The sequence below is a fragment of the Desulfohalobium retbaense DSM 5692 genome (assembly GCF_000024325.1).
Classification (GTDB): domain Bacteria; phylum Desulfobacterota; class Desulfovibrionia; order Desulfovibrionales; family Desulfohalobiaceae; genus Desulfohalobium; species Desulfohalobium retbaense.
The window spans coordinates 1,777,685-1,801,427 of sequence record NC_013223.1; the positions used below are offsets into that span (position 1 = coordinate 1,777,685).

Below are 23,743 nucleotides of genomic sequence, written 5' to 3' on the forward strand. Positions count from 1 at the left end.
TCCAGCAACCCCTTCATCTTGGGAAAGCCAACTCAATCCAAGATGGAGGAAAGGAGGTATGCTGAATGTGGAACAATTTGAATTTATCCGTACCAGCCATCGTGTCTATGGTCTGTCCATATCTGAAATCGCCAGGAAAACCGGGCGCTCACGAACCACGATACGCAAGGTCCTGCGCAACGAGCACAGCGGCTATGCCATCAGGAAGCAGCACCCGATGCCGGCATTAGAGGGCTTTGCGGAGGCCATCCATTCCTGGCTTGAGCAGGACACGCAAAGGCCCGTAAAGCAGCGGCATTCCGTGAGGTGGATCTTTCGCCGGCTGGCCAATCACTCCCTCTGTGCCCTCTATGGTTCAGTTGTCAATGTCCACCAAACAAACCATTTAGGACCCCAAATAGCCTTTATAGGGCCCCTGAAAGACCATTCGCAGAGGAATTATTATATAATTCTAAACTGTTGGCGTGGCCCGACCCCGCACACATCGAACTCGTCCATTTACCAGACTTTTTTACCACCATGATATCTCGGAGGAGACAAGTCCATTTGCAACTTCCTGGCCAGGGCGTCGACTCTGTCTGCCGGCAGGTGCTGCAGTAGATATTCAATCAGATCCTCCTGCCGAGCCTGGCCGAAGACCATGCGGTAAACAGCCAGGGACTGCTTCAGGGCCTGATAGAAATGCTGCTCCCGGGACAGTGGCAAAGAAGCCAGGCAACGCTGGATTGTCGCCCCGTTTTCCGTGAAAAAGACCCAAAAAGGCACCAGCCCCCGGCTTGCTACGCGATGCTCCTGATCCCCGGCTTCGAAGAGAGTTTGCCAGGGATCTCGGCCAGACCCGCTAGCCAGAGAGGAAATATAGGCTATAGCCACGTTCTTGCGGACCGCATGCCCCTTATATCGAAGAATGCGCCCCTCTCGCTGCTCCAGGTCCACCGGATTGGACGGCAGGTTCCAATGGGTGATCGAGTGGCAGTACGGATGGAAGTCGAGACCTTCTTGCCCCACCGAGGTCGTGGCCAGGACAAAGGGCCAGAAAGGCGAGTTGAAGGCCTCGCGGACCTGGTTCTCTCTAGCGGCCGAAGTCCCATCCTCTGAAGTCTGCTGCCCGAAGCGCAGAGCAAAATGGCTGCGCATGTTTTTGCGTTTGATCGTAATATCGCCGTTGCCGCCAAACTGAATATCGTCCGCTTCGACCCGGGCCGTCTTTAAGGACAAAGCCCGGCGCATGGCCTGACCGATTTCCGAAACCGCCTCGGGATATTCATTTCCTGTAACACCCAAATACTCGTTCAGGATGTGCACATATTCGTCCAGGACGGACTGAAGGCCGCCTTCGGCGCAGTATTCCAGGACGTTCTTCCAGTAGGGCCTGCTGTCGTCCAGGCCCCGGAGGAGGGCCTGGTTCTTGGTCTGGTTGAATAACCGCCGGAAGGCCCAGGCTGTCCGCCCCCCCTGGTTGCGAGTTTCCAGAGATAGAACCTCCTTATTTGTGGACCGGATTCGCCCGAATGCGCGCAGGCTGCAAACCGCTGGGCTGGCCAGGGCCAGCAGGGCCAGGATCTGGGCAAGGTCCCTGGGCGGCCGGCCGAGGTCGCCAAAGCCTTCGAAGACCAGTTCTTGAGCCTTGTGGACATGCTCATGCCAGCCAGAAGCCTGCTCAGAGCTATGCTCTTCATCGTTTTCGCCCATCCAGATTCGGTCCAGCTTTTTTTGGCCAAACCAATCCCGAGTTCTCTCACCATCCTCCTGGAGATCCAACAGGATCGGCACGATCCAGTACCAAGCCGTGTCTGGCTGACCGGTATTATCATGGGGCAGGTTCAGGTTCTGGAGCAACCGCTCGAATTTGGCTGTGAGCCGAGACAAGAGATCCGAAAGGTTCGGTGACTCAAGCCCATTGGCCACGGCCTGCTGCAACACGGGCAAGGGGTCTCCCACTCGGGCCAGGGTTGGGCTAGGATAGAGCATAGCCAGGACAGGCATGCCGGCAGGAACGCCGTCTTGCCTGCGAAAGTCGAGAAGGCGGCGATACTCGCCCCTCGCTGCTGGAGTGTTCTTGGGCTGAGTCTCAAAGGAGGAGAAGGCCAGCCGGTCGGCCTCGTAGCTTAGGAAGGCTGAAATGGTCTTAGGCACCACCGTCCAAGTAGAGAAAATCATTCGCTTGGTCAGATTGTGGTCCTTGTGCTCGGCATAGATCCCTTCGGGACGGTAATAGGGCAGCGTCGGGGGCAGCCAGAGCAGTCTCCACAGGCCCTGCTCCAGGGTCTCCTTCTTGAGCTGCCTTAATTTGGCGTTCCGCGGATCGAGCTGTCTGAACTGTTCGATGTCTTTCCAAGGAAGGCTCAACCAGGGGCTGTTTGTAAGCAGCCCGGCGATTTGACCGGACTGCCCGTTCCTGATTGCTGACTTGATTTGCTCCTTGAGCTTGTAGCCGTCCATGAAGCAAAGAAGATAGGGCGAAGCCTTCCAGTATTCCAGAAAGTCGCCCGCGCCGAGGAGGTCGGAAAGCTTCTGGCCAGCCAGGTAGTCCATAATCTCGCCGTCCTGCGGCATGACTTCCAGACAACACTCGCTAAGCATGGAGCCGTGACCGCCCTGACCGGTCTCGCGTTCGGTGCGGACCATGACCTGTCTGAGTCTGGACTCGATGTCCTCTTTCAAACGGAAAAGATCTTCGGAATTGCCCTGGACATCCTGATACAGACAGCGGCGATAATCCTTGAGCAAACGGCGCAGCTCGGCGGTCCGTGCGGAGTCATCTTCAAGGAACTCGACGGTGCGTAGGAAATCCTGATGGTGGTCTTCATCCTCCTGATACAAGGTGTACATCTTATAAGGTGTGGCCGAGAGGAGCATAGTCCTGACTTGGGTGGTATCGTCTTCGTACTCGAAGAGCTCCCGGGCCAAACGGCTGGCCTCGGATTCCCCGTCCAAAAGGTCCTTGAAGCGCTGGAACTCGTCCAGGATGACCAGGTCAGGTTCCAAGGCCTTGATGCAGGTTCTGGCCAGCACGGCCCGGATTTGGCCGACAAGCTGGTTCCGCTCCCGGGAGATGTCCTGGGGAACCTGCTTGGGATTGCCAATGGAAGAATATTCAACGCAGATACGTTTGAAGCGCTCTTTCAGGCCGGATTGGATTCGACCCGCTTGTTGTCGGTCCACGCGTTCCAGGGCCTGGCAAAAATCCGAAGCCAGGCTGTGATCGAAGCACTGCTCCCTATGGAATCTGCGGAGTTGGTTCAGCCAGAAGTCCCGGTTCTCCACCCAGCCCTGCATCAGGAGATCCAGGCCCCGGAGATCGACGTCCCAGGCTGAGCGGAGCAGCCAGTACAAGAGCACACGCTCTTCCCAAATGCCCAGGCTGGACCGAAGTTGGAAGGAGGTTCCCGGAGTAAAGGAGACGAAGTTGAGCTTGGAATCCAAGCTGTGTAGGTACCTGGGCAGCAAAGTGATGCGCTTGGCGTGGGCGAAGTCTTTGCGCCCGGTGATGTTCAGGCGGTTGATGTTCTGTCGGGCGATGTCTGCGTTGGAACAGATATAGACAACATCGATGCGGTCAATTTCCCCCCAGAGATGCTCAATGGCTTTGGCAATAACTCCTCTGGCCACTAGTGTCTTGCCCAGGCCGACCTCGTCAGCGATTAGAAACCGACGGCTTCCGGGATTCAGGTAGAGTCGATCGAAGACATACTCCACCGTGTCCCGCTGAAAGGGCTTCAATCCGTTAAGGATGGTCTGGCAGTCCGGCTTTTCAATCATTTCAGGACTCCTTGCCTAGCTTGCCAGACTGCCTCCCAGATGGCCAAGAAACCATCCGGAAGGAGCTTGCGGCCCTCATCGGTCCGGCAGAGATCCTTGACCAACCTGTCGATGCGATCAAGCCTACCCGGGTCCCGGTGCAGGGACCGGAGCATGGATTCAAAGAGGGGCACGTTGCCGGGGTCGCCGGCTTGTCTTTTCGACTTGCCGTAGTGCAAGCCCCCCATGTTCATACTGTCTAAACTATCCTTGTCGCTGAGCAGCAGGAGCAGGAGACGCAAGACCTGGGATTGGTTGTGCAGGAGCGACTGCAGTAAATGTTCGTACCGGTCGGCTGGCGCGCCGAGAAGCTCGGCTTTGATCACGCAGCGGGCCTGAGCGCTGCAGCCATTTCTTTGGCCGGTAACGGCAAAGGCGAAAAAGGCGGTCATGGCCTGCTGGCTGACGGAAAAATTGAAACTGAGATTCCGATCAGACTCTATCTGTTTGCGATTTTCCGGAATTGTGATCGGCCAGCATTGGACCTGGAGATCGTCGGGAATGTCCTCGACGTTTTCGGCTGGGGCAAGGGAAAGATTGCAGGCCTCGTTTTCCAATTCAGAGACTTGAGCCCGGAATGCGGTCCGACCGAGGAGGCAGATGACCTGATCGATCTCGTTCTCAAGCCGACGCTGTTCAGCGTCGGTTTCGTCTTGAGACGTATCTGAAGGTGTGAACTCTTGAAGCATCCCCCAAAGGGAATCCTTCTCACTTGCCCGGCCGAGGATGCCCTCGATACCCACCTGCTCTCGCGGACCGCGTAGCTCGACCAAAAACTCGATATTGGAATGGAAAGCGGCCTCGGTGGCATTGGCCGAACCAGTCCAGAGCCTGCTCTGCCCCTTTTCATCCAGGACAAAGAGTTTGGCATGCAAGCCGGAAAGCAACTCCGGCGCCCCCGCATGATCCGCTTCCTGATCGTCTGCTATCGGGCTCGCCTCCTCAGGAAGAATGAAGACCTTGTCAAAATCGCGGAGACTCTCGGCAGGCATACCTTGCACCGATTCCAGCCTGGTCAGCAGAAGGCTGCTGGAATACTTAGCGGGCAATTCAGCCATGGTCTGCTGGGTCAGGAAAGGTGAAACGATCAGGAATTGCTCCCCGGTCTGGGGAAAGGCAAAGGGGACGGCCCGGGGCGTTCCCAAGGGATGAAAGGCCAGTTGCTCGAACCCGTTTGGCGGCTCGAAGTTGATATTGGCAAGTTCCCGGCTGATGAGGGCGATCGAATCCAAGGCAGTCTTTGAGAGGGAATAAACCGCCAGAGAAGGCAAATCATTCAAGAAGTTCGCTAGTGGACTGTTCTCTTGCCGATCGCCTTCAGTTTTCTGGCCGTCCAGGCAGAGAACGGTATCCCAGGACCTGTCAAAGGTCAGGTTCCGGCTCAGGCACAGGAGGCGATAGAAAACGGTGTTTGCTGGAGAGATGTACCTGAGCAGCCAGAGCTTGGGATGGAAGACGCCGCCGCCCTGAGGATTGACCTGGATGACCGACTCCTCCAGGTACGAGAAGAGCCGTTCCTGGGGTTTGGGGACCTGTATCCGGCCGCTCTGGCAGAAGATGTGCATCCGACCGGCGAAACGCCGCAATGATTCGAGCATGGCCATAGGATCACTGTTCGGTCTGCCCTGCGAGTCCTCACGTTCGAAGATGGTGAAGGCCAACGGCGTTGTTAAGAGGGCTTGCAGATCCAGGGAGTAGGTCGTTCCCAGGCAGCGGTCCAGTTCAAACCCAGGCGGCGGGCGAAGCGATTCCAGGAGTAGCGTCCGATTGCCCGGCTTAAGCATATCCCTCACCTCCCATAAGAGGCCTGCGGATATCCTCCATCAGTTGCTGCACCACCTTCCAGCGAAAGTCGAGGCGATCCGTCCCAGACTTGCCACTCCATAGCTCAAGAGCCCGGGGGTTATGCAGCCTGGCCAGGTTCTTCTTCAGGGAGCGCTCCCGGTTGCTGAGCAGAACCCTAGCCTGCTGATTTTCGATGATCTTGGCCGGATCGTCCTTGTCCATGACCAAATGACGCCAGTCTCGGATAAAGCGCTTGGAGTGCTCCGGCACCCGAGGGTCGTCCGCCTCGGCCATGGACCAGAGTGCTTCAAGGTCCCACGTGGCCAGCTCGTCTCTTCGCCCGTCGATCATGGCCGCCCACTGGCTCAAGCCGTCGCGGTAATCGTCCTGAAGCTTTTCGGAGGGCAGTTTTTCAGCCAGCATCAGATTATACAGCAAGGCCGCACCGTGAATGATTTCGGAAAAGTTTCGACTGTGCCGGAGTTGATCCTGCAAGTGCAGCGGCACCTCTGCGTACTGGGGGTGGTTCCAGGGGAAGTCGATCGAGGTTGACGGGTGGCCGCGTTCGACAAGGAAGGCCAAAAACGTTCCCGGATTGCGGGCCATGACCCGGTCCTGCAAGTACTCGGCTTGCTGGAAGCTTAGGGCAAACTCGGCCTGGCGGGGGAAGTCGTCTGGCCGGGGCGGCAGTCCAGGATGCCAAGCGGATGGAAAAGGCTCTGATTCGTTTGCAGCAGCATGGTTGCAGCACTTTTCCGAAGCGAGAGCCAGGCTTTCGTGATATTGGTCCTGCGTCCCAGAAAAGAGTCGGATGCCCCAGTGGCCAAGACCATTCCAGTAGACCGAACTGGGGAGTCTACGCAGCTTTGCTTTGGCTTCAACTCCGATGGTCCCGACAGGGTCGCTGGAGCTGGCCAGGGCCTGGATCAGGGCAACTTCCTTGGACCGGCCTTCCTGCTCAATGGCATATTGAGAAGCGAGCCGCCCACGGGCGCACTCACGTTCCAGCTCTTGATACATCCAGGGAATGAACAGGTGGTACTTGGCACGGGTCTGGATGGTCGAGGTGCCGGGGAAAAGGAGGTCGGACAGAGCATCACGGGTGGTGCCAATCCCCAGCTCATCCAATGTGCCCTGGTCACCGAAGGCCTGGATGACATCCAGGGCCTTCCGTCGCTCCGATTCACAGTAATCAAGCCAGGCGAATGTGGAAGCCATATCCTGCCTTTTTCCATTTTGCTGAAAGCTTGTGGTCCGGGTTCCAGTTTTGCTGCCTCTCGATTTGGATCAACGACACAACCGTTGTGGCGCGCTCCAGCCACCTCTGTAGCCCCTAATTCGTGCTCGTTTGCCTCGACCACGGTGCCTCCTCTGGGAACCGAGAAAGCGGCCAATGCGCACAGCCAGCGCGTTTCAGGAAAATACACTGGCCCCGTGCGGCTCTCTGTGCCCTCTGTAGTTGCATCTTTGGCGCTATGTTTTTGCCCACAAAATGGCGGCTCTAAGGCCGCACACAAGGCCTTTTTGTCTTACTTTTTTTAGCGATTCCATAGAATTGGCCAGGTCCGACCCCGAAAAGACTGTTGCGACATAAGGACATCTCCTTGGTTTTGAGGCGGTGGTGCCATTGTCCCAAATCAGTGTCCAACAAAACTGTAACCCGGACCAAGTTACTTTTACTGTCTAAACAAAAAGGTGAAGCTGTACACCTCCAGCACCCCTTTTCATCTTGGGAAAACCACTCCATTCCAAAATGGAGGCAAGGAGATATGCTTAAGGTAGAACAATTTGAATGTATCCGTCACAGCTATCGTATATATGACTTGCTTATATCTAAAATCGCCAGGAAAATAAGGGGTGCACGAAAAACGATACAGACGGACTTTCGCAACGAACACTGCAGCTATGAACCAAGAAGTATCAACCGATCCCGGCGTTAGAGGGCTTTTCGGAGGTTATGGATTTCTGGCTTGAGCAGGACAAGCAAAAACCGGTTCCTCACACAAATCTGTGCCTGACTTGAGGCCAAAAACTTGAAAAGCATGAGCCCTCTCGGGTAGTTAGGTAGTTACCACACAAACCTATCACCCAGGAGGAACTCATGCTCGTGTCCCAGTTAACCAAATTGACGCTGGATATTCAAGGATTTCGTGTCGGTCGGGTTCAAGGTGATACGAGCGGGATCACCGTAGATATAGCCCCAGACCGGCGTCATCTGCTCTTTTGCAGCCGCTGCGGCAGCGCTGCCAAGTATCGGGATACCCTTACAAGTCGCTATTTTCGCCATGTCCCTCTTTGGGGGATCCCTGTATGGCTCCGGTACAGCCCCCGCAGAGTTCGGTGCGGACATTGTGGCGTCAAGGTGGAGTATTTCCCCTGGAGCACAGGCAAACATCGGTTCACAACGGCTTTTGCCCACTTCCTGGCTTCGTGGGCCCGGTTACTGCCCTGGAAACATGTAGCACAGCTTTTTGGTTGCTCCTGGGGTACCGTGGCCGCTGCTGTTGACCAGATTGTCGAGTATGGTCTGGCCCATCAAGATCTCTCGAATCTGACGCACATTGGGATTGACGAAATCTCCCGAGAAAAGGGCCAAGTATACCTAACCAATGTCTACGACCTGAATACCTCCAGACTCGTATGGAGCGGGGAAAAACGGACAAAGGCAACAATTACCAACTTCTTCACCTCGCTTGGCCCTAGCAAGATCGATAAGCTTGAAGGGGTCTGTTGCGACATGTGGGAGCCGTATACCCAGGTCATTCAAGACAAGGCCCCGAAAGCGACGATGGTCTTCGACAAATTCCACATTGTCCGGCATCTCAATGAAGCCGTTGACCAGGTCCGTAGAGACGAGATCCGGGAGAAGGGCCAAAAGCACAAGGATCTGGTTAAAGACACCCGATATATCTGGCTCAAGAACCCGTGGAACCTGACTGACAAGCAGGCATCTCGGTTGAGTGCACTGGAAAAACTCAATCTCAAAATCAACAGGGCGTATTTACTCAAGGAATCATTTCGCCAGTTCTGGTCGTATGAGTGCAGGACTTCAGCCAAAGATTTCCTCGACAAGTGGTTCTGGTGGGCGACGCATTCCAGGCTGAAGCCAATGCGAAATTTTGCTTGGATGCTGCGCCGCAAAGAAGAAAATATTCTCAGTTATTTCGACATGCCCATCAGCAATGGCTCGGTGGAAGGCCTCAACAATAAGGCTAAAGTCATTAGTCACAGAGCATACGGGTTCAGGTCGGCCAAGAACTACATCCGGAATCTGTACCATTGCATGGGCGGGCTACCTGAACCCCAAATTATGCACAGATTTGTGTGAGGAACCCAAAAACCCCAAAGCAGCAGAATACCGCGAGGCGGAACCTTCGCCGACTGGCCCAACAACACGAAATGCAAATTTCGTCTGTCCCTTTATTCCACATTGATATATAAACACGCTGCTTTATAATTTTTAATCAGCTCTAATCTATAAAGTTTACTATTGTGTTTTCCGATAAAAATATCTGGCTAATGCATAATCAGCTCTATCGAGCATAAGTTGCTTATAGAATGCTGCACTCCAATAATCAATAAGATCATTTTTTACTGAAAAGACTTTTTTTTCTCTATCTAATACAAACCAGTCTTTGCCTTTATTGCTCAAGTACTTCAAAGGCATATTCATGATATGCCTTTCTACTCTTTGCAGAGAAATCTCCTCTGGGTTCTCTTTCCTATCCAAATCATCATAATCTGATAGATATTCAGGGTGATTAAGGTAATAACTTAAAAACCCTTGAGCAATTTCAGAGACATTCCATGAGACTCCCTCAAATGAGAGCAATGTTTTGAGAACAACCATCTTATAAGACTTGACCGGGTTCAAATCTTTTTCCAGATACTCCAGAAACGACTCGCCTTGAGTTCCTAATAAGTTCTGTTCAAAATCCAACAGGTCTTTAAATGCTTTTTTGGTCTTAATCCAGCTTCCAAAATACTTAATGAATGCATGGGGGTCTGCTTTTTGGGGATCGGCATAAAATTCACAAAGTCCTGGAGAAATAAGCCCTAAATCCTGTACCACCTCGTCATAAAGGGCTCGTAACTGCTCTGCTCTGGACATGGGAGCAATCTCCCTCAGCTTACTCTCCCATATTCTTTGCACTTCCAGATCAGGTGAAACAAAACATCCCTTAGGCGGATTGCTTAAATCAAGTTTGCTTTCCTTTGAACCTTCACTATCCTGGGTAAATTCTTGAATTGAGGTATAGCCGGCCAAGGCCAAGGGCGCTACATGTGCAGTTCGAAAATTACCGACAAAATCTATGACCACAAGATGCTTTTCCACATCTTCGCTCTGTATCTTTCGAAGCCCTCGGCCAAGTTGCTGGAGAAAGACTGTAAAAGACTGGGTAGGCCTAAGGAGCAGTACATGGCTGAGCTTAGGGATATCGATGCCCTCATTGAAGATATCCACGCAACATATAAGCTTGAGAGGATCATTTTCCTCCTCAAGCCTGGCCACGGCTTCTTCTCTTTGATCCTGCGAAGAATCGCCTACCAAAGCCATGGCCTCAAAATCATGCTCCTGGGTCAAACGCGCAGCTGTATACTGGGCATGGTCAACTGAGCTACAAAATGCCAAGGCCTTTATCTTACCCTGGTACGGGAGAAATTTTTTCAAGTTATTGGCAATAATGGTTGTTCTGGTGTCATTTGCCAGGGCCTTGGTCAGTTCTTCTTGATCATAATCTGTTCGTTTCCAGGAAATCTGGGCATAATCAGTCGGATCATGGACAGCGAAGTACTGAAAAGGGGCCAGCAATTCTTTGTCAATGGCCTGGAAAAGCCTCATTTCATATGCAATATTGTAATCGCATAGCCAGAGGACATCCCGTCCATCCATGCGCTCAGGAGTAGCTGTGAGACCTAACAGGAAATCGGGCTGAAAATAATCCAAGACCCTGCGATAGGTAGCAGCCATGGCATGGTGGAACTCATCCATGACAATGTAGTCAAACTCCTCGGGATGAAAACGTTCCATATTGTCCTGCCGTCCCAAGGTCTGGATCATAGCAAAAACAGCCCTTGACCCATGTGAGATCTCCTTGCTCCTGCCGCTGAAGATCTCCAACCCCTCTGGGCCAAGGACATGGGAAAAACTTTCCTTGGCTTTTCTGAGGATGTCTTCTCTGTGGGCGATAAAAAGGCATTTGTCTTTGCCGCTTTGAATGAAGTCAAATGCAGCCAAATAGGTCTTGCCCACCCCGGTGGCTGCAATAACCGCTCCGGACCTGGCTTTTCTGTTTCTGAGTTTCAAAAGCCCTTCCAGAGCCTCACCTTGGGCGATGTTGGGGCTCACTGATTCTGATTCACTTTTGGATTGCTTTCTTTTCCCGTATGCAGCAGCGCTGTCTGCCCCAATGCCCGGCTGAACTGGGCTTTGCTCCTCGCTTCCATACGCATCAGACGGCTTCTCTCTTTCCTGAAAAACATCCCTGTGTCGCTTCCTGTAACCGGCCAAAAAATCATCGGTAACATGCACACACTCATTGGCCCACAGGGATTCAAACTCATGAACTATCTTTTCCCATGGAGTCTGCTTATTTTCAAAAGGAAGGTTGATCTCCCCGGCTGAGTAATAGTTCCATTCAATGTTATCGGAAAACCCACCCTGAGATAAGTTGGAAGATCCAATGATAGCCGAGCCTTTGCCAGTTCTGTGCTTGAATATATAGGCTTTGACATGAAAATCTCGCTTGGGCTGGATATGAAAAGGGATATCAGGGGGATGGAATACCTTAACATTCAAGTAAGGCACATGATCACGCAGATGGGTCAGATACTCGGGCTTAATAAAACCGTTCATTGTAGACAAGATGACTCTGGCCTCTCCTCCTTTGCAGATAAAGCGTTCAAATTCACTGATCAAAATATTGGTTATTGCCGGGGAGTAAAAGGCCGATGCTATCCAAACCTTGTCACTACGTTCCATTTCTCCTCGAAAAAGATCCAATAAGGAGTCTATTTCCAAGTGAGAACATACATAACTCGGGCTCTGCTGTAATCTGTGACTGAGAAACTGCCCGTCAACGCTTTCCAGAAAAAGGCCCTGCTCAAAACCGCCTCTTTGCTCCCGTCGTAGTTCCATTTCAGAAATCAGGTCATCAAAGCTATAGCCCAACTGCTTCAGGATGGTTAATACAACTTCCAGGACATCGGCTGACTCCTTAAGCACAGAGGGCTTCTCTCCCACCTGAACCTCTGTGAACAGTTCATAAGCCTCTTCCAAAAGCTTTTGACTTGCTGCCTGGGTCAAATCCTGGCCCGAAAGACTTAAGACAGTAGGTTGGTGATCGTTATCCCGAATGATGGAAGGAATCTTGTCCCGGACAAGCTTATGGTAATAGATAGGATGTGAGCCTGAGTCGTTTGGCATAGGGATGCTTGCTGTTCCTTTCACTCTCTGATCGAATTAAATACTTATTTTACATTCATTTAAAACAACATGTTACGCCTGAATTTGGAGCACAAAACTCATCCAGATATCACTGGCCCGGATCTTGGACTGCTGTTCAAAATATTCCAAACAATTCAAGCCGAAATCTTCGAATATATGCATAAGATCATCTTTTGACCACAGGTAAAAGACCCGTCCATCAGGTCTGTTTTGCGCGCCCTGCCCCTGCTTCATAGTCAGGAGCACATGTCCCTCGGGTTTGAGAACCCTTAGTATGCGTGAAAATATGAGCTGAAAACGCTCATATGGCACATGGACCAGGGCCCCGACCAAGAGCAGGGCATCCATATCCATTCTTTGAAAATCAAAGCTCTCAAAATCAGCTTCGATTACCGAAAGCCCTGTATGCCGCCGGGCCAGCTCAGCCAGAGCCGGGGAGCTATCCAGCCCAGTGCAATTAAAGCCCCTTTTCTGCAGCCAGAGCATGTCCCGGCCTGCACCGCAGCCAACGTCCAGGATATAGGTCCCTGGCTGTAGATACTTGCTAAGGGGCTGCAAAAATGATGAGGGATCAACCCCAAAGGTCTGCTCAAAATAAGCCTGGGCCTGGCTTTGGTAGAAGATTTTTGAGGACATAGGTACAATAAAATCCATTAATCCTGAGAAAATTTATACACCTAATTTGGTTCTTCGACGCAAGCTATGGAATTTCTTTTAGCCACTACATAACGAGCGACCCTCTTTTAGCTCCCTTGAGGAGGTCCTTAACCGGGGCAGCGATGAGATAGATCATGGTAATGAAAGTTCGTTCATTCCTAGAGCGTCGGGCTCGGGATTTGGCCGCCTGAAAAAGGCTATTTAGCCCTTCGAGCCTGGGGTTTGTATGATTGGACACTCAGCGCTTTAAAATACGCCCAGCAAACTCTTTTAACAGGACAGGGGTGATATACTTGGTGCAGATATCACGTTCGGAAAGGGAATTGTTGGGCATACCTTCTCCAGAGACACTGAATTAGGAAAAACGCAAAACGCTCGGCCAGCAAGCAGTTATCTAAATTTTAAAAATCTTTTCATTGTGCCACGCCAAATGGTCTTTGTTCGGTTGGAAACCAGTATCTGAAGGTGTCCATATTTTTTTCCCGTGCAACGCATAATAGTCGCGCCCATTGTGGAAATCTTCTCGGACCTTACGACTGACCTCAAAATGGTTCTCAGGGATCACGGTGACATACCCTCGATCGAAAAGCCTGTGCACATCGGACCGGAGCAATAAGCCATTCGTAATGCTGTGTTCCCCACCCTCGCTGAAAGGCCTGATATGGGCCGCATCCAGGGCGGGAAGGACCTTTTCCTGCGTCACGGCACATCGACGTTCATAGGCGTCGGTCACGAGCACCCGGAATGTTCCCTGCCCCAAGCGTGGGCGCACCAATTGCGGCTCTCCGTATTGGGGTATCTCGTCATGCATACGCTGGGATATGGAAAGGGCAGATTGAACTTGCCGCCAAAGCGAAAGGCCGGGTTCAAGGATGAGGTCATAGCTCCGGCCCTGGACGATGTTGGGCTTCCAATCATGCGGGACCGGTATCCACGCTGGCCTCTCAAGAAAAAAGGGCTGCTCGAGAAGAATACAGCCGATGGTATAATCTGCTCGCCTGTCTTCCTCTTGTCGCCTGTACCTGGCGACTCTGGATCGCATTTGCGGCAGATCCCACGCCCCGTTGGCTATGCCGAAGGATTCCCAGGCCAGACTTATCGGCAACCGCGTTGCATGGGCAAAAATGCCACCGCCAACTATATAGTTATTAGGACTGTGGAGCTTGAATAAAAACAACTCCCCGGGTTGCAGGGCACGAAATTGTCTGGAACCAGAAGGTTGCCAAAAGTTCACCTCTTCCAATTGCGGCTGGCTTTGGAGGAGTTCAAACCAATTGTTGTCTGTTATTCCGACAAAGGCTTTCATTCTTTCGCCCCCAATATCCACAGACGCTTGCGGCATAGCTTGAATAAAGTATGCGCTTCCGTCGGCTATCGCTGCGCTCCAGTCGACTTACGCGGCCTTCAAGCCCGGTGCTGACTTTTACCACAGCCGCGCTATTCTCTACGACAAAGGGTATTGCTGCAAACAATTTTGGCCAACATAGTGTCCGAAAGTGTTCTTGCGCTACGTGGCCCATAGACTGGCGTCCAAGTCGTCCAAAAAGTATGTGAAAACACTACAGACTCGGTTTACACCGGGGCTCAACAGTGGGTACCAGACTCCTCGTTCAGAGGCAACGAGAAACACTTGGATAGGGAGATTGGAAGATGCTGAAATTGGGGGGATTTTGGGATTCGGGGATTCGGAAGAAGCGGGCGCCAAACGCAAAAAAGCCTTGCAATCGCGAACGATTACAAGGCTTTTATTTTTTGTGGTGCCGAGGGGGGGAATCGAACCCCCACGGGACTAGCCCACAGCGCCCTCAACACTGCGTGTCTACCAGTTCCACCACCTCGGCGTATGAATGATCGGCAGCGTATGAAAAGCTCCCGGATTCATTTTGTATTTCAAGGATCAAAAGCGCGGAGCGCTCTTAATCGGCAGAGGAGCTATTTACAGCCTTCGAGCCCTCTTGTCCAGCACTTTTTTCCGTTCCCGGCGCCGTAGCCGGTGCTTGCTGCTGGGCTGGTTGTTCCAGAACCACCGATTCCCGCGGCGCCTGGCGTTCCTGGGCGCTCATATAGGTAAAGGCCAGGGAGGTAATAATAAAAATGGTGGCCGCCCCCGCGGTCAGCTTGGACAGCAGGCCGCCGGCTCCGGAACTCCCGAAGACCGTGCCGCTGGAGCCACCGAAAATAACCCCCATGCCCTCCTTACCGGATTGGAGCAGGACCAGGGTGACTAGACTAACACAGACGATGATATGCACCGTGAGAATCAAGGCGTTCAAGTGAGTACTCCTCGCTGGATCAAATACTGGATGCTGGATTGGATGTTGCCAGCCGCATAATCAAAACCGAAACACTACAGTCCTGCGGAGACGATGTCCACAAAACTCGCGGCCTGCAAACTTGCGCCACCTACCAGGACTCCGTTGACATTGTCAAGACTGAGGATCTGGGCGCAATTGGCCGGCTTGACCGAGCCGCCGTAGAGGATACGGATATCCGCGGCCGCAGAGAGCCGGTCCGCCAAAAGGCCGCGCACGGTGGCGTGGGCCTCGCGGATGTCCTCGTCCTGGGCGACTTCGCCGGTGCCAATGGCCCAGACCGGTTCGTAGGCGATGGTCAGGGCTTCGGCGGGCACGTCATTGGGAACGTCGCGCAGGCCGCTTTCAAGCTGACGCTTGAGGACGGTTTCCACCTGCCCCGCCTTGCGCTGCTCCAGTGTCTCGCCGATGCACAGGATGACCCCGAGCCCCTGGTCCAGAGCGAAGGCAGTCTTCTGGCCCACGAATTCGTCCGATTCGCCGAGGACGTGGCGGCGCTCGGAATGGCCGGTCAACACATAGTCGCAGCCGAGATCCAAAAGCATCCCCGGGGCAATCTCCCCGGTGAAGGCGCCTTCGGCGGCCGGGTAGCAGTTCTGGGCGCCGATGCTGAAGCCCGCGAAACGCACTGGATCCGACAGGGCTTCCAGGGAGGTAAACGGCGGCAGAAAAAGCACGTCGCGGTCCTTGAGGACCGTGCTGTCGAGGGTCTCGGAAAAGTCTTCAAAAAACTCCAGGGCCTGGGTGCTCGTCTTGAACATCTTCCAATTGGCGGCCATGAGGGGTTTGGGCATGGGGTTTCTCCTTCGGCAGCGTTTGAGACAGGGGAAGTTCTGGCCAAATCTATACACGCTGAGGATCACTGGGGCGAAGAATGCGCGTCCAGTGCATCCGCTTGTTGGGATTTTCTTTCTTCGGGATCGAAATCGCTATCGGGATCGGAATCGACGCTGGAGGCCGCTTCATCCTCTCGCTTCCAGCTTTGTATCGTATCCTGCGCCTTGCCGACAACCAGCACATCTTGACCAGTTTCTCGTGTCCAAGCGCCATATCTCTTCGCTCCCGATAGCGATCCCGATAGCGATCCCGATTTCGATTTCGATTTGGAGTATCCTCACGCAGACCGTCAGCCCTGCAGTACCTGCAGCGCCGGCAGTTTCTTGCCCTCCATGAATTCAAGGAAGGAGCCGCCACCGGTGGAAATAAAGCTGAATTTGTGGGTCATCTTGCACAGATGGACCAGGGCGTCGGTATCGCCACCGCCGACGATGGTCATCGCCTCCAATCCGGCCACGAAATGGGTCAACCCGACCGAGCCCTGGGAAAAGGCCTGGTTCTCGAACGCGCCCATCGGACCGTTCCAGACCACGGTTTTGGCGTCCTTGAGGACTTCGGCGAACAGGGTGTGCGTGGCCGGTCCGATATCGAGGACCATTTCCCCATCGGGGATGTCCTGGAAGGGGCAAACCCCGCTGGCCAGTTTGCCCTGCGGTCCAGTGCCCAGGATCCCGTCCACCGGGAGGTAGAAACTCACGCCCGCTGCCTTGGCGCGCTCCATGATGTCCCGGGCCGTGTCCAGCAGATCGTCCTCGACCAGAGAAGCGCCGACGTTATAGCCCTGGGCCTTCAAAAAGGTGTTGGCCATCGCCCCGCCGACGATGAAGCGGTCCACGCGGCCCATGAGGTTTTCCAGGATGCCGAGCTTGGAGGAGACTTTGGCCCCGCCGACGATGCAGACAAAGGGACGCGCCGGGTTGTCCAGGGCCGTGCCGAGATAGTCGACTTCTTTTTTCAACAGCAGACCGGCCACGCAGGTGTCGATGTGCTCGGTGACGCCGACCACCGAGGCGTGGGCGCGGTGGGCGACACCGAACGCGTCATCGACGTAGATCTCGCCCCAGCGGGCGAGTTCGCGGCTGAACTCGGGATCGTTTGTGGTCTCCCCGTCGTGAAAGCGCAGGTTTTCCAGCAGGAGCACGCCGCCCGGGGCCAGGCCGTCGACCAGCGGCGCGACCTCGTCGCCGATGCAGTCCGGGGCCAGGGCGACATCCTGGCCGAGCAGCTCACCGAGGCGCTGCGCCGCCGGGGCCAGGGAGAGTTCCGGAACCCGTTTGCCCTTGGGCTTGCCCATGTGGGACATGAGGACGACCTTGGCGCCCTTGTCGACCAAGGCCTGGATCGTGGGAAGCGTGGCCCGGATGCGGTTGTCGTCCGTGATCCGCTGCTGGGCATCCACCGGGACGTTGAAATCCACCCGGACCAGGACTGTTTTTCCGCCGACCTCGATATCCTCAATACTGCGCATGGGGATCACTCCTTTGGGATGAGATTGGTTGGTATTTTGGAAGTGTTAAGTTTTAGGTTTTAAGTTTTAAGAAGATGATAAAGCTTTTGATATAAAGATTAAGGAATTGAAGAATTGAGGAATTTAGGGATTGAGGTATTAAGGAATTGAAGAATTAAAAGATTAAAGAATTTTAAATCGAAAATTTGAAGAATTACATCAAGATACAAATAGCAGATATGTGAAAGAACGATTTCGATTCCGATAGCGATACCGATTTGGATGCGGCCGGAAGGGCGTGCGCCACACGCCCCTACAATGGACAGCCCAGGTACAGCCTTCCCGCACATCGTCTTCCGTCCCCGGGACCGCCAGGCGCCTGCCTGGCTCATATCTGGTGGATCCAAATTCTTCGTTCCTCAATCCTCCAATTCCTCAATTCTTCAATCTATCTTAAAACTTAAAACTTAAAACTTCTTCTTGCTATACAATTCTTCAATCCCTCGATTCCTAAATCCTTCAATTTTTCAATTTTCTCAAATACTTAAAACCTAAAACTTCTTCTTATGCAATCCCTCAATTCCACAATCCCCAAACTCACACCCCCCTCTCCATCAAAATCGCATCGGCCCCGCTTTCCGGATAATACCGGGGCCGGCGGCCGACCTCGACGAACCCAAATCGGGAATACAGGGCCAAGGCCGCTTGGTTGCCGGCGCTGACCTCAAGAACGGCCCGGGTGGCGCCGTGCGCGCTGGCCTGGGCAAGCACCGCTGCCAGAAGCTGCGCTCCGATACCCTGGCCACGCTCGGTCGGTGCCACGGCGATGTTCAAAATCTCCAGACTCTCGCAGATCAGATAATAGGCCAGATACCCGAGCAAAACGCCGTCGCGCTTCGCCCCCAGCCCGGCCAGACTCCCCTGGGTCAGGCCACTTTCCAATTGCGCTGCGGACCAAGGTTGGGCAAAACAGGAGCGTTCCAGACGTTCCCAGTCGGGAATGTCCGACACCTCTAACCCTACCACAGATACATCAAGCATGGCACATCCTCGTCAAGCCCAAAAAAAACGATCCCGCCCGGACCCTGTCGAATTCGTCGAGATCGTGGATCGCAGCGAACGTCCGCTGCTGGTCATGCCCCGGCACACGGCCCAGGCGCAACACCTGTTCATGCGCTCGGTCCTTGTCGTGGTCTACAGTCCGGAGCACAAGCTCTATCTCCAGCACCGCAGCGAACGCAAGTCCGCGTTTCCCGGGTGCTGGGACCTCTCGGCCACAGGCCATATTCTGCCCGGCGAATCCCGGTTCGATGCGGCGACACGGGAAGTCGAGGAAGAGATCGGGCTGCAAGTCAGCCAGCTCAAGGAAGTCCTCCGCCTGCCGGCCTCCCCGCAGACGAACTTTGAATTCGTGACCCTCTACTCCGCTGGCCGGACCCAGCAAACCCCGCAGCCCAACCCGGCTGAACTCCAAGGCGGCGGGTTCTTCGATCCCGACGAAGTTGACTGCCTCTGCAATCAATTCACCGAGTACGTCACGCCGGCCCTGTATTATTTCTGGCGGTTAGGGGTGCTGTTTTCGAAGTAAAAGCGTGCAGGCCGTTGAAAATCTCCCATTGGCTGCGTTGCTGCAATACGTTCAAACTCTTACGTACGAATGGGTACGCTGCGACCTTGAACGTTTTTTGCGCCTTGCCCTTGGGATTTTTGAACGACCTGCAGTATACGAAATCTTCAACAATCAGCTGAGGAATTGAGGAATTCGGAAATTCAGGAATTGAGGGATATTAAAATTGAAATATTGAAGAATTGAGGGATTGAGGAATTAAAATATTGAAGAGTTTTAAAATTTGAAAGTTAAAGAGTTGGGGCGTCGAAAAATTGCAAAGCTGGGCTGAATTACAGAAATGAGATAGATAAAAATCGATTTCGATCCCGATCCCGATACCGATTTGGAGGCGGACGAAAGGGCGTGCGCCACACGCCCCTACAATGGACAACCTAGGTACAGTCTTCCCGCATATCATACCAGATGCCTGATATCTGATACCAGATACCTCAAAGACCGATTTCGATACCGATAGCGATCCCGATTTGGAGGCGGACGGAAGGGCGTGCGCCACACGCCCCTACAATGGACAACCCAGGTACAGCCTTCCCGTACATCGTCTTCTGTCCCCGGGACCGCTAGGCGCCTGCCTGGCTTTTATCTGGTGGATCTGAATTCTTCGTTCTTCAATCCCTCGATTCCTAAATCCTTCAATTCTTCAATTTTCTTAAATACTTAAAACCTAAAACTTAAAACTTCTTCCCATTCATTTCCCCAACACTTCCCCTTCTACCGCTTCAGCCAGCGCCGCGTGGAGGGTGCCGTTCGTGGCCAGGATGCCGGGACTGTCGAACCCATACGGGGTCGTGCCGTCCGTGCGGGTCACCTTGCCGCCGGCCTCTTCGACCAAAAGCCAGCCAGCCGCAGTATCCCACGGTTTGAGCCCGTATTCGTAGAAGCCGCCAAACCGGCCGCAGGCGGTGTAGGCCAGGTCCACAGCCGCGGCGCCGAGGCGGCGGATGCCCCGGGTCGCTTCCAGCACCCGCCCCAGCGGCGGAAGAATCTGCTCCAGATCCTCAGCCACACTGTAGGGAAAACCGGTGGCAACCACCGTCGCATCCAGACGCGCCGCGTCAGCAACCGTGATCGGGCGGCCGTTCAAAAAGGCCCCCCGGCCGCGCACAGCGGAAAAAAATTCGTTGAGCTTCGGGACATGGATAAAGCCCATGATCATCCGCCCCTTGCCCCAGAGCCCCACAGACACGGCCACATGGGGCAGGCCGTGGGCAAAATTCGTCGTTCCGTCCAGAGGATCGATGATCCAGGCCAAATCCCCGGGATCAACGTCAGCAGCGCTTTCTTCAGCCACAATGCGCGCCTTGGGCAAAAGCAGCGAGAGTTCCCGGGTCAGGTAGTCCTCAACCGCGGTGTCGGTCTCAGTCACGAGATCGATGCGGCCCTTGTACTGGACATTTTTGGGCCGGTCCCAATGCTTGTGGACAATCTCTCCGGCCCGGCGGACAATGGCCTCACCTTTGCTGGACAACTCATCGACCTGATTGCGCTGGAATGGCATGGGGCTTACTCGTTATGGGGGGAGGTGAAAAAGAAATGGACAGACTGCGGCTGCCCGGCACGCTGCCGTGCCGAGACCGCTCCACCTGCCAGACCGGTGCCTGCCACGCCCCGGTCGGCGGTTTAGTTCACATACACGGCATCGTAGCGTTTGCGCTCCTGGATGGTCCGTCCCACGCCGCGCACCACCGTGGTCAACGGTTCCTCGTCCACATGGACCGCGACCTGGACCGTGTCGCTGATCAAGGTATCCAGGCCCTTTAAAAGCGCGCCGCCGCCGGCGAGCAGCAACCCGTTGGAGGCGATGTCCGCGACCAGCTCCGGCGGCGTCTTCTCCATCGCCCGGCGCGCGGCCATGATAATGGTATGCACCGGCTCCTGGATAGCTTCACGGACATGGCTGTCGCTCAGTTCGACTGTCCGCGGGCGGCCGTCGAGAATATCCTTGCCAGAGACCGACATGCTCAGCGGTTCGGCCAAGGGGACGGCCGACCCCAGTTCGAGCTTGGCCCGCTCGGCCATATTCTCGCCAACCAGGAGCTTGAATTCGTCCTGGAGGTAGCGCTGGATGGCCTCGTTGAGTTCGTCGCCGGCCACGCGCACGGATTCGGAATAGGCCACGGCCGACAAGGAAATGACCGCCACTTCGGTGGTCCCTCCGCCGATATCAACGACGAGATTGCCTTTGGGCTCCTCGATGGGCAGCCCCGCTCCGATGGCCGCGGCCATCGGTTCCTCGATGAGCATGACCTCCCGGGCCCCGGCCTGCTGGGCGGACTCGATGACCGCCCGCTTTTCAACCTGGGTGATTCCGGTTGGCACACCGATGACGACTTTCGGTTTGGCCAGGCTCATGCCCTTGATCACCTTGCGGATGAAAAAGGAGATCATAGCCTTGGTGACCTCGAAATCGGCGATGACCCCGTCTTTGAGCGGGCGGATGGCCCGGATGCGGTCCGGGGTGCGCCCCAAAAATTCCTTGGCTTCTTTGCCCACGGCCACGACATCCCCTTTGCGGGCGTCCAAAGCAACGACCGACGGTTCATCGAGAACGATGCCGTCGGCCGAAGTGAACAGCAAAGTGTTCGCCGTGCCCAGATCCATGGCCAGATCTTTGCCCAAGAATCGCAGCAATCTGTCGAAAATCATTCGTTCCCCCGCCTTCCCTGTCTTGTGTTCCGCGTGCACTCCCCAGCCGCCCGACCGGTCCGTCCCGAAATGGTGTAACCGGAGGTATCCTCCCGTCACCACTTCCCTTTCAGGACAAAACGCCCCGCACACCGCGGGCGTTGGGGAAGCCTACACCAGGACTGAAACGGTTTCAATGGACTTCAAGGCCACGCCTCAGTTTCAAAAGTTCTTCTTTTCACACGCCCCCGTGGTTGAGGCCGAAACCACGTTTTCTGGGCTGTGACAGCACTCTGGAGGCTGCTCGAATACCTTCGCAGCCTTTTCTCCTGCCGGCGCAATCGCTGTGACCAGGCGCTACCGGAAACACCCATCTCCTGCGGTTCTTTGACGGATCCTGTGGATTTTTTGGAGTTTGCCGTCTCTTCTGTGTGCCCACTTTCGGCCCGGTATTTTCTCAATCCCGCCAAAGGGGGATCCTTGCCCCCTCCGGACTCTCAAGTGGAACAGAACACCAGGTGTCGAAGATGGCACTTGTTGCATCGGAATCCGCCTGGAGCATTCAGTTCGCGGTCCGGTTTCCCCCTTTTGGCGGGACCAAGAAAATGTGCGGGCCTTTCGCTCGAAGCACACAGAAGAGACGGCAAACTTTTGCGTCTGAAATTCCATGCCCTGTGACGAAGAGCCATCTCCTGCCTGGTGCCGCGTCCGAGCAGCGGGAAGGCGCTGTTTGTCAGGTTCGTATGCCCACGGTATCACGTCGGGGCGCAACACAGGTCGCACAGGGTGGATAATGGTTGCAAAGCGGCTGGAACTGCGGGCAGCCTGCGAGCTGTGGTCCTGTTCACCACGCAGAAGCGTTGTTCCGGCTTCAGGAACCCGGCTTTTGCTCGCTCTTCTCCGCCTGGACCTGCTGTCTGTGGATACGGCTTTTGAGGTACAGGTTCTCCAACAGCAGGCCGAGCTGCCCGGAGGCCATCTCCAGGAAGGTCCGCAACTGGTCACTGACCGGTTTGACCTCTTCGTCGGCCAGAACCAGCACCCCCCGGGTGATCTTGTTGACCACCAGCGGCAGGCAGATGACGCTGGAAAAATCCGGGGCCTGGACGTCGCGGCCAAAGACCGGCGCGGACATGGGTTCGGCGGCCGACCCGGAGCTGACGATGGATTGGTGTTTGAAGACCCAGCCGATCAGACCGCTTTTGATATTGAACTGTTGGTGGTGCTCGCTTTCGGCCGCGAACAGGGGCTGGTTCCAGCCTTCAAGAAAATAGCTGCTGCCGTTTTCGTCTCGCGCGGCCAGAAAACAATGGGAAAAGGAGGTGTATTCGGCTATGGTGGCTACAAACCGGTCGATATACTGCGACCAGCGGGGATACCGGCTTTGCAGGGCATGCAACGCCTGGAGCCCGGTGTACAGGGCGTGCTCCTCCTGGCTGCACTGCACCGACGTGAAATCCGAACAGAGCGATTCCACGAGCCGCGAGAACTGGTCCAGGATCTTCTGGTCCTTGGTGGTGAAGGAATAGGTCTTTTTGCTGTCCAGGCACAGGGCCCCGTCCCCTTGTCCCAGGGGATGGCCCATAAAGGCCTTGATCTTGGACTCCCCTTCCTGATTGTAATACCCGAGACAGCCGCCCTCACGATCAAAATTGTTGACCAAAAGCGGCTTGTTGTTGCGGATGATCCAGCCGACCAGCCCCTTGCCCTGCCCGACCGAGGCCCCGGAAATGAGATTGTCTCCGAGACTGAAGGACGCGGCCAGGGCGTACTCATCCTTGGCCGCGGGCAGGAACAGGACCGCGGAATAGGCGTCGAAAACGCTGCAGATAATTCCCAGCAATTGCTGGAGGCAATTGTGACGTGGCATAATATGGCGTGTGTCCCTTTCTGCGGCAAACGGCAGAGCGAAAAATCCCGGAATCAGCGCATGTGGCGCTGAAAATAAAAGGCCAGGCTGCGGTTGTAGGTCCGCTCTTCTTCCTCAGTGAAATAACAGGCCGGCAGCTCACCCCGCTGACGGTGGTAATGCAGGCATTCGCAGCAGAGACCGTGGCGGGGGCATCCGGTATAAGTACATGTGCAATATTTGGCGTTGACGTGGACTCTCGGGCACTGATCTTGCTTCTTGGTCATACGAAAACCGCTCCTTGCAAAATATCCGGCTCGTCAAGGTTGCAACAGCTTTGTTTAGGTAAATCCGC

Annotated in this window: 16 protein-coding genes and 1 tRNA gene; 2 read left to right on the top strand and 15 right to left on the bottom strand. The window is 54.6% G+C overall.

From position 1 onward, the window contains the following. Window positions 1–498: 498 nt before the first annotated feature. From DRET_RS07665 to DRET_RS07675, 3 genes are read right to left on the bottom strand one after another with little or no spacing between them, the layout of a single operon-like run. Window positions 499–3,762, bottom strand: coding sequence for a helicase-related protein (locus DRET_RS07665; protein ID WP_015751969.1), 3,264 nt, complete (start codon window positions 3,760–3,762; stop codon window positions 499–501). Further along, the gene (locus DRET_RS07670) at window positions 3,759–5,585 is read right to left on the bottom strand and encodes a phospholipase D family protein (RefSeq protein ID WP_015751970.1); all 1,827 of its coding nucleotides are present in this window, start codon (window positions 5,583–5,585) and stop codon (window positions 3,759–3,761) included. The genes DRET_RS07665 and DRET_RS07670 overlap by 4 nt, the downstream gene beginning before the upstream one ends. Further along, window positions 5,578–6,804, bottom strand: coding sequence for a DUF6361 family protein (locus tag DRET_RS07675; protein ID WP_015751971.1), 1,227 nt, complete (start codon window positions 6,802–6,804; stop codon window positions 5,578–5,580). The genes DRET_RS07670 and DRET_RS07675 overlap by 8 nt, the downstream gene beginning before the upstream one ends. Window positions 6,805–7,687: 883 nt before the next feature. On the opposite strand from DRET_RS07675, the gene DRET_RS07680 reads away from it, so the two are divergent. Further along, a complete protein-coding gene (locus DRET_RS07680; RefSeq protein ID WP_015751006.1) occupies window positions 7,688–8,914 on the top strand; it encodes an ISL3 family transposase in 1,227 nt (408 codons plus the stop codon). A gap of 159 nt (window positions 8,915–9,073) precedes the next feature. Here DRET_RS07680 and DRET_RS07685 read toward each other — a convergent pair whose 3' ends face one another. From DRET_RS07685 to rimI, 8 genes are all read right to left on the bottom strand, one after another. Beyond that, on the bottom strand, window positions 9,074–12,013 hold the full coding sequence (locus DRET_RS07685; RefSeq protein WP_015751973.1) for a DEAD/DEAH box helicase family protein: 2,940 nt from the start codon (window positions 12,011–12,013) through the stop codon (window positions 9,074–9,076). A gap of 72 nt (window positions 12,014–12,085) precedes the next feature. Next, the gene (locus DRET_RS07690) at window positions 12,086–12,670 is read right to left on the bottom strand and encodes a class I SAM-dependent methyltransferase (RefSeq protein WP_148214079.1); all 585 of its coding nucleotides are present in this window, start codon (window positions 12,668–12,670) and stop codon (window positions 12,086–12,088) included. Window positions 12,671–13,085: 415 nt separating this feature from the next. Then, entirely contained in the window at window positions 13,086–13,997 is a 912-nt protein-coding gene (locus DRET_RS07695) for an HNH endonuclease (protein ID WP_015751975.1), read from the bottom strand. Window positions 13,998–14,446: 449 nt separating this feature from the next. Further along, window positions 14,447–14,532, bottom strand: a tRNA-Leu gene (locus tag DRET_RS07700). 75 nt (window positions 14,533–14,607) lie between these two features. After that, complete coding sequence (secG, locus tag DRET_RS07705) at window positions 14,608–14,964, bottom strand: preprotein translocase subunit SecG (RefSeq protein ID WP_015751976.1); 357 nt, start codon at window positions 14,962–14,964, stop codon at window positions 14,608–14,610. Window positions 14,965–15,038: 74 nt separating this feature from the next. Further along, a complete protein-coding gene (gene tpiA / locus DRET_RS07710; protein WP_015751977.1) occupies window positions 15,039–15,797 on the bottom strand; it encodes a triose-phosphate isomerase in 759 nt (252 codons plus the stop codon). Window positions 15,798–16,129: 332 nt separating this feature from the next. Continuing rightward, window positions 16,130–17,308, bottom strand: coding sequence for a phosphoglycerate kinase (locus DRET_RS07720; protein WP_015751979.1), 1,179 nt, complete (start codon window positions 17,306–17,308; stop codon window positions 16,130–16,132). A 576-nt stretch (window positions 17,309–17,884) separates the two neighbouring features. After that, on the bottom strand, window positions 17,885–18,328 hold the full coding sequence (rimI, locus tag DRET_RS07725) for a ribosomal protein S18-alanine N-acetyltransferase (RefSeq protein ID WP_015751980.1): 444 nt from the start codon (window positions 18,326–18,328) through the stop codon (window positions 17,885–17,887). Here rimI and DRET_RS07730 point away from each other — a divergent pair. Further along, window positions 18,327–18,875, top strand: coding sequence for an NUDIX hydrolase (locus DRET_RS07730; protein ID WP_015751981.1), 549 nt, complete (start codon window positions 18,327–18,329; stop codon window positions 18,873–18,875). The genes rimI and DRET_RS07730 overlap by 2 nt on opposite strands. 727 nt (window positions 18,876–19,602) lie before the next feature. Here the strand turns inward: DRET_RS07730 and DRET_RS07735 are convergent. The 4 genes from DRET_RS07735 to DRET_RS07750 form a co-directional block, all read right to left on the bottom strand. After that, on the bottom strand, window positions 19,603–20,412 hold the full coding sequence (locus DRET_RS07735; RefSeq protein WP_015751982.1) for an inositol monophosphatase family protein: 810 nt from the start codon (window positions 20,410–20,412) through the stop codon (window positions 19,603–19,605). Between the two features lie 122 nt (window positions 20,413–20,534). Next, window positions 20,535–21,560 (bottom strand): rod shape-determining protein, encoded by a 1,026-nt coding sequence (gene mreB / locus DRET_RS07740; RefSeq protein ID WP_015751983.1) that lies wholly within the window; start codon window positions 21,558–21,560, stop codon window positions 20,535–20,537. 850 nt (window positions 21,561–22,410) lie between these two features. After that, complete coding sequence (locus DRET_RS07745; RefSeq protein ID WP_015751984.1) at window positions 22,411–23,409, bottom strand: GAF domain-containing protein; 999 nt, start codon at window positions 23,407–23,409, stop codon at window positions 22,411–22,413. Between the two features lie 53 nt (window positions 23,410–23,462). Next, the gene (locus tag DRET_RS07750; RefSeq protein ID WP_015751985.1) at window positions 23,463–23,675 is read right to left on the bottom strand and encodes a DUF6485 family protein; all 213 of its coding nucleotides are present in this window, start codon (window positions 23,673–23,675) and stop codon (window positions 23,463–23,465) included. Window positions 23,676–23,743: the final 68 nt, after the last annotated feature.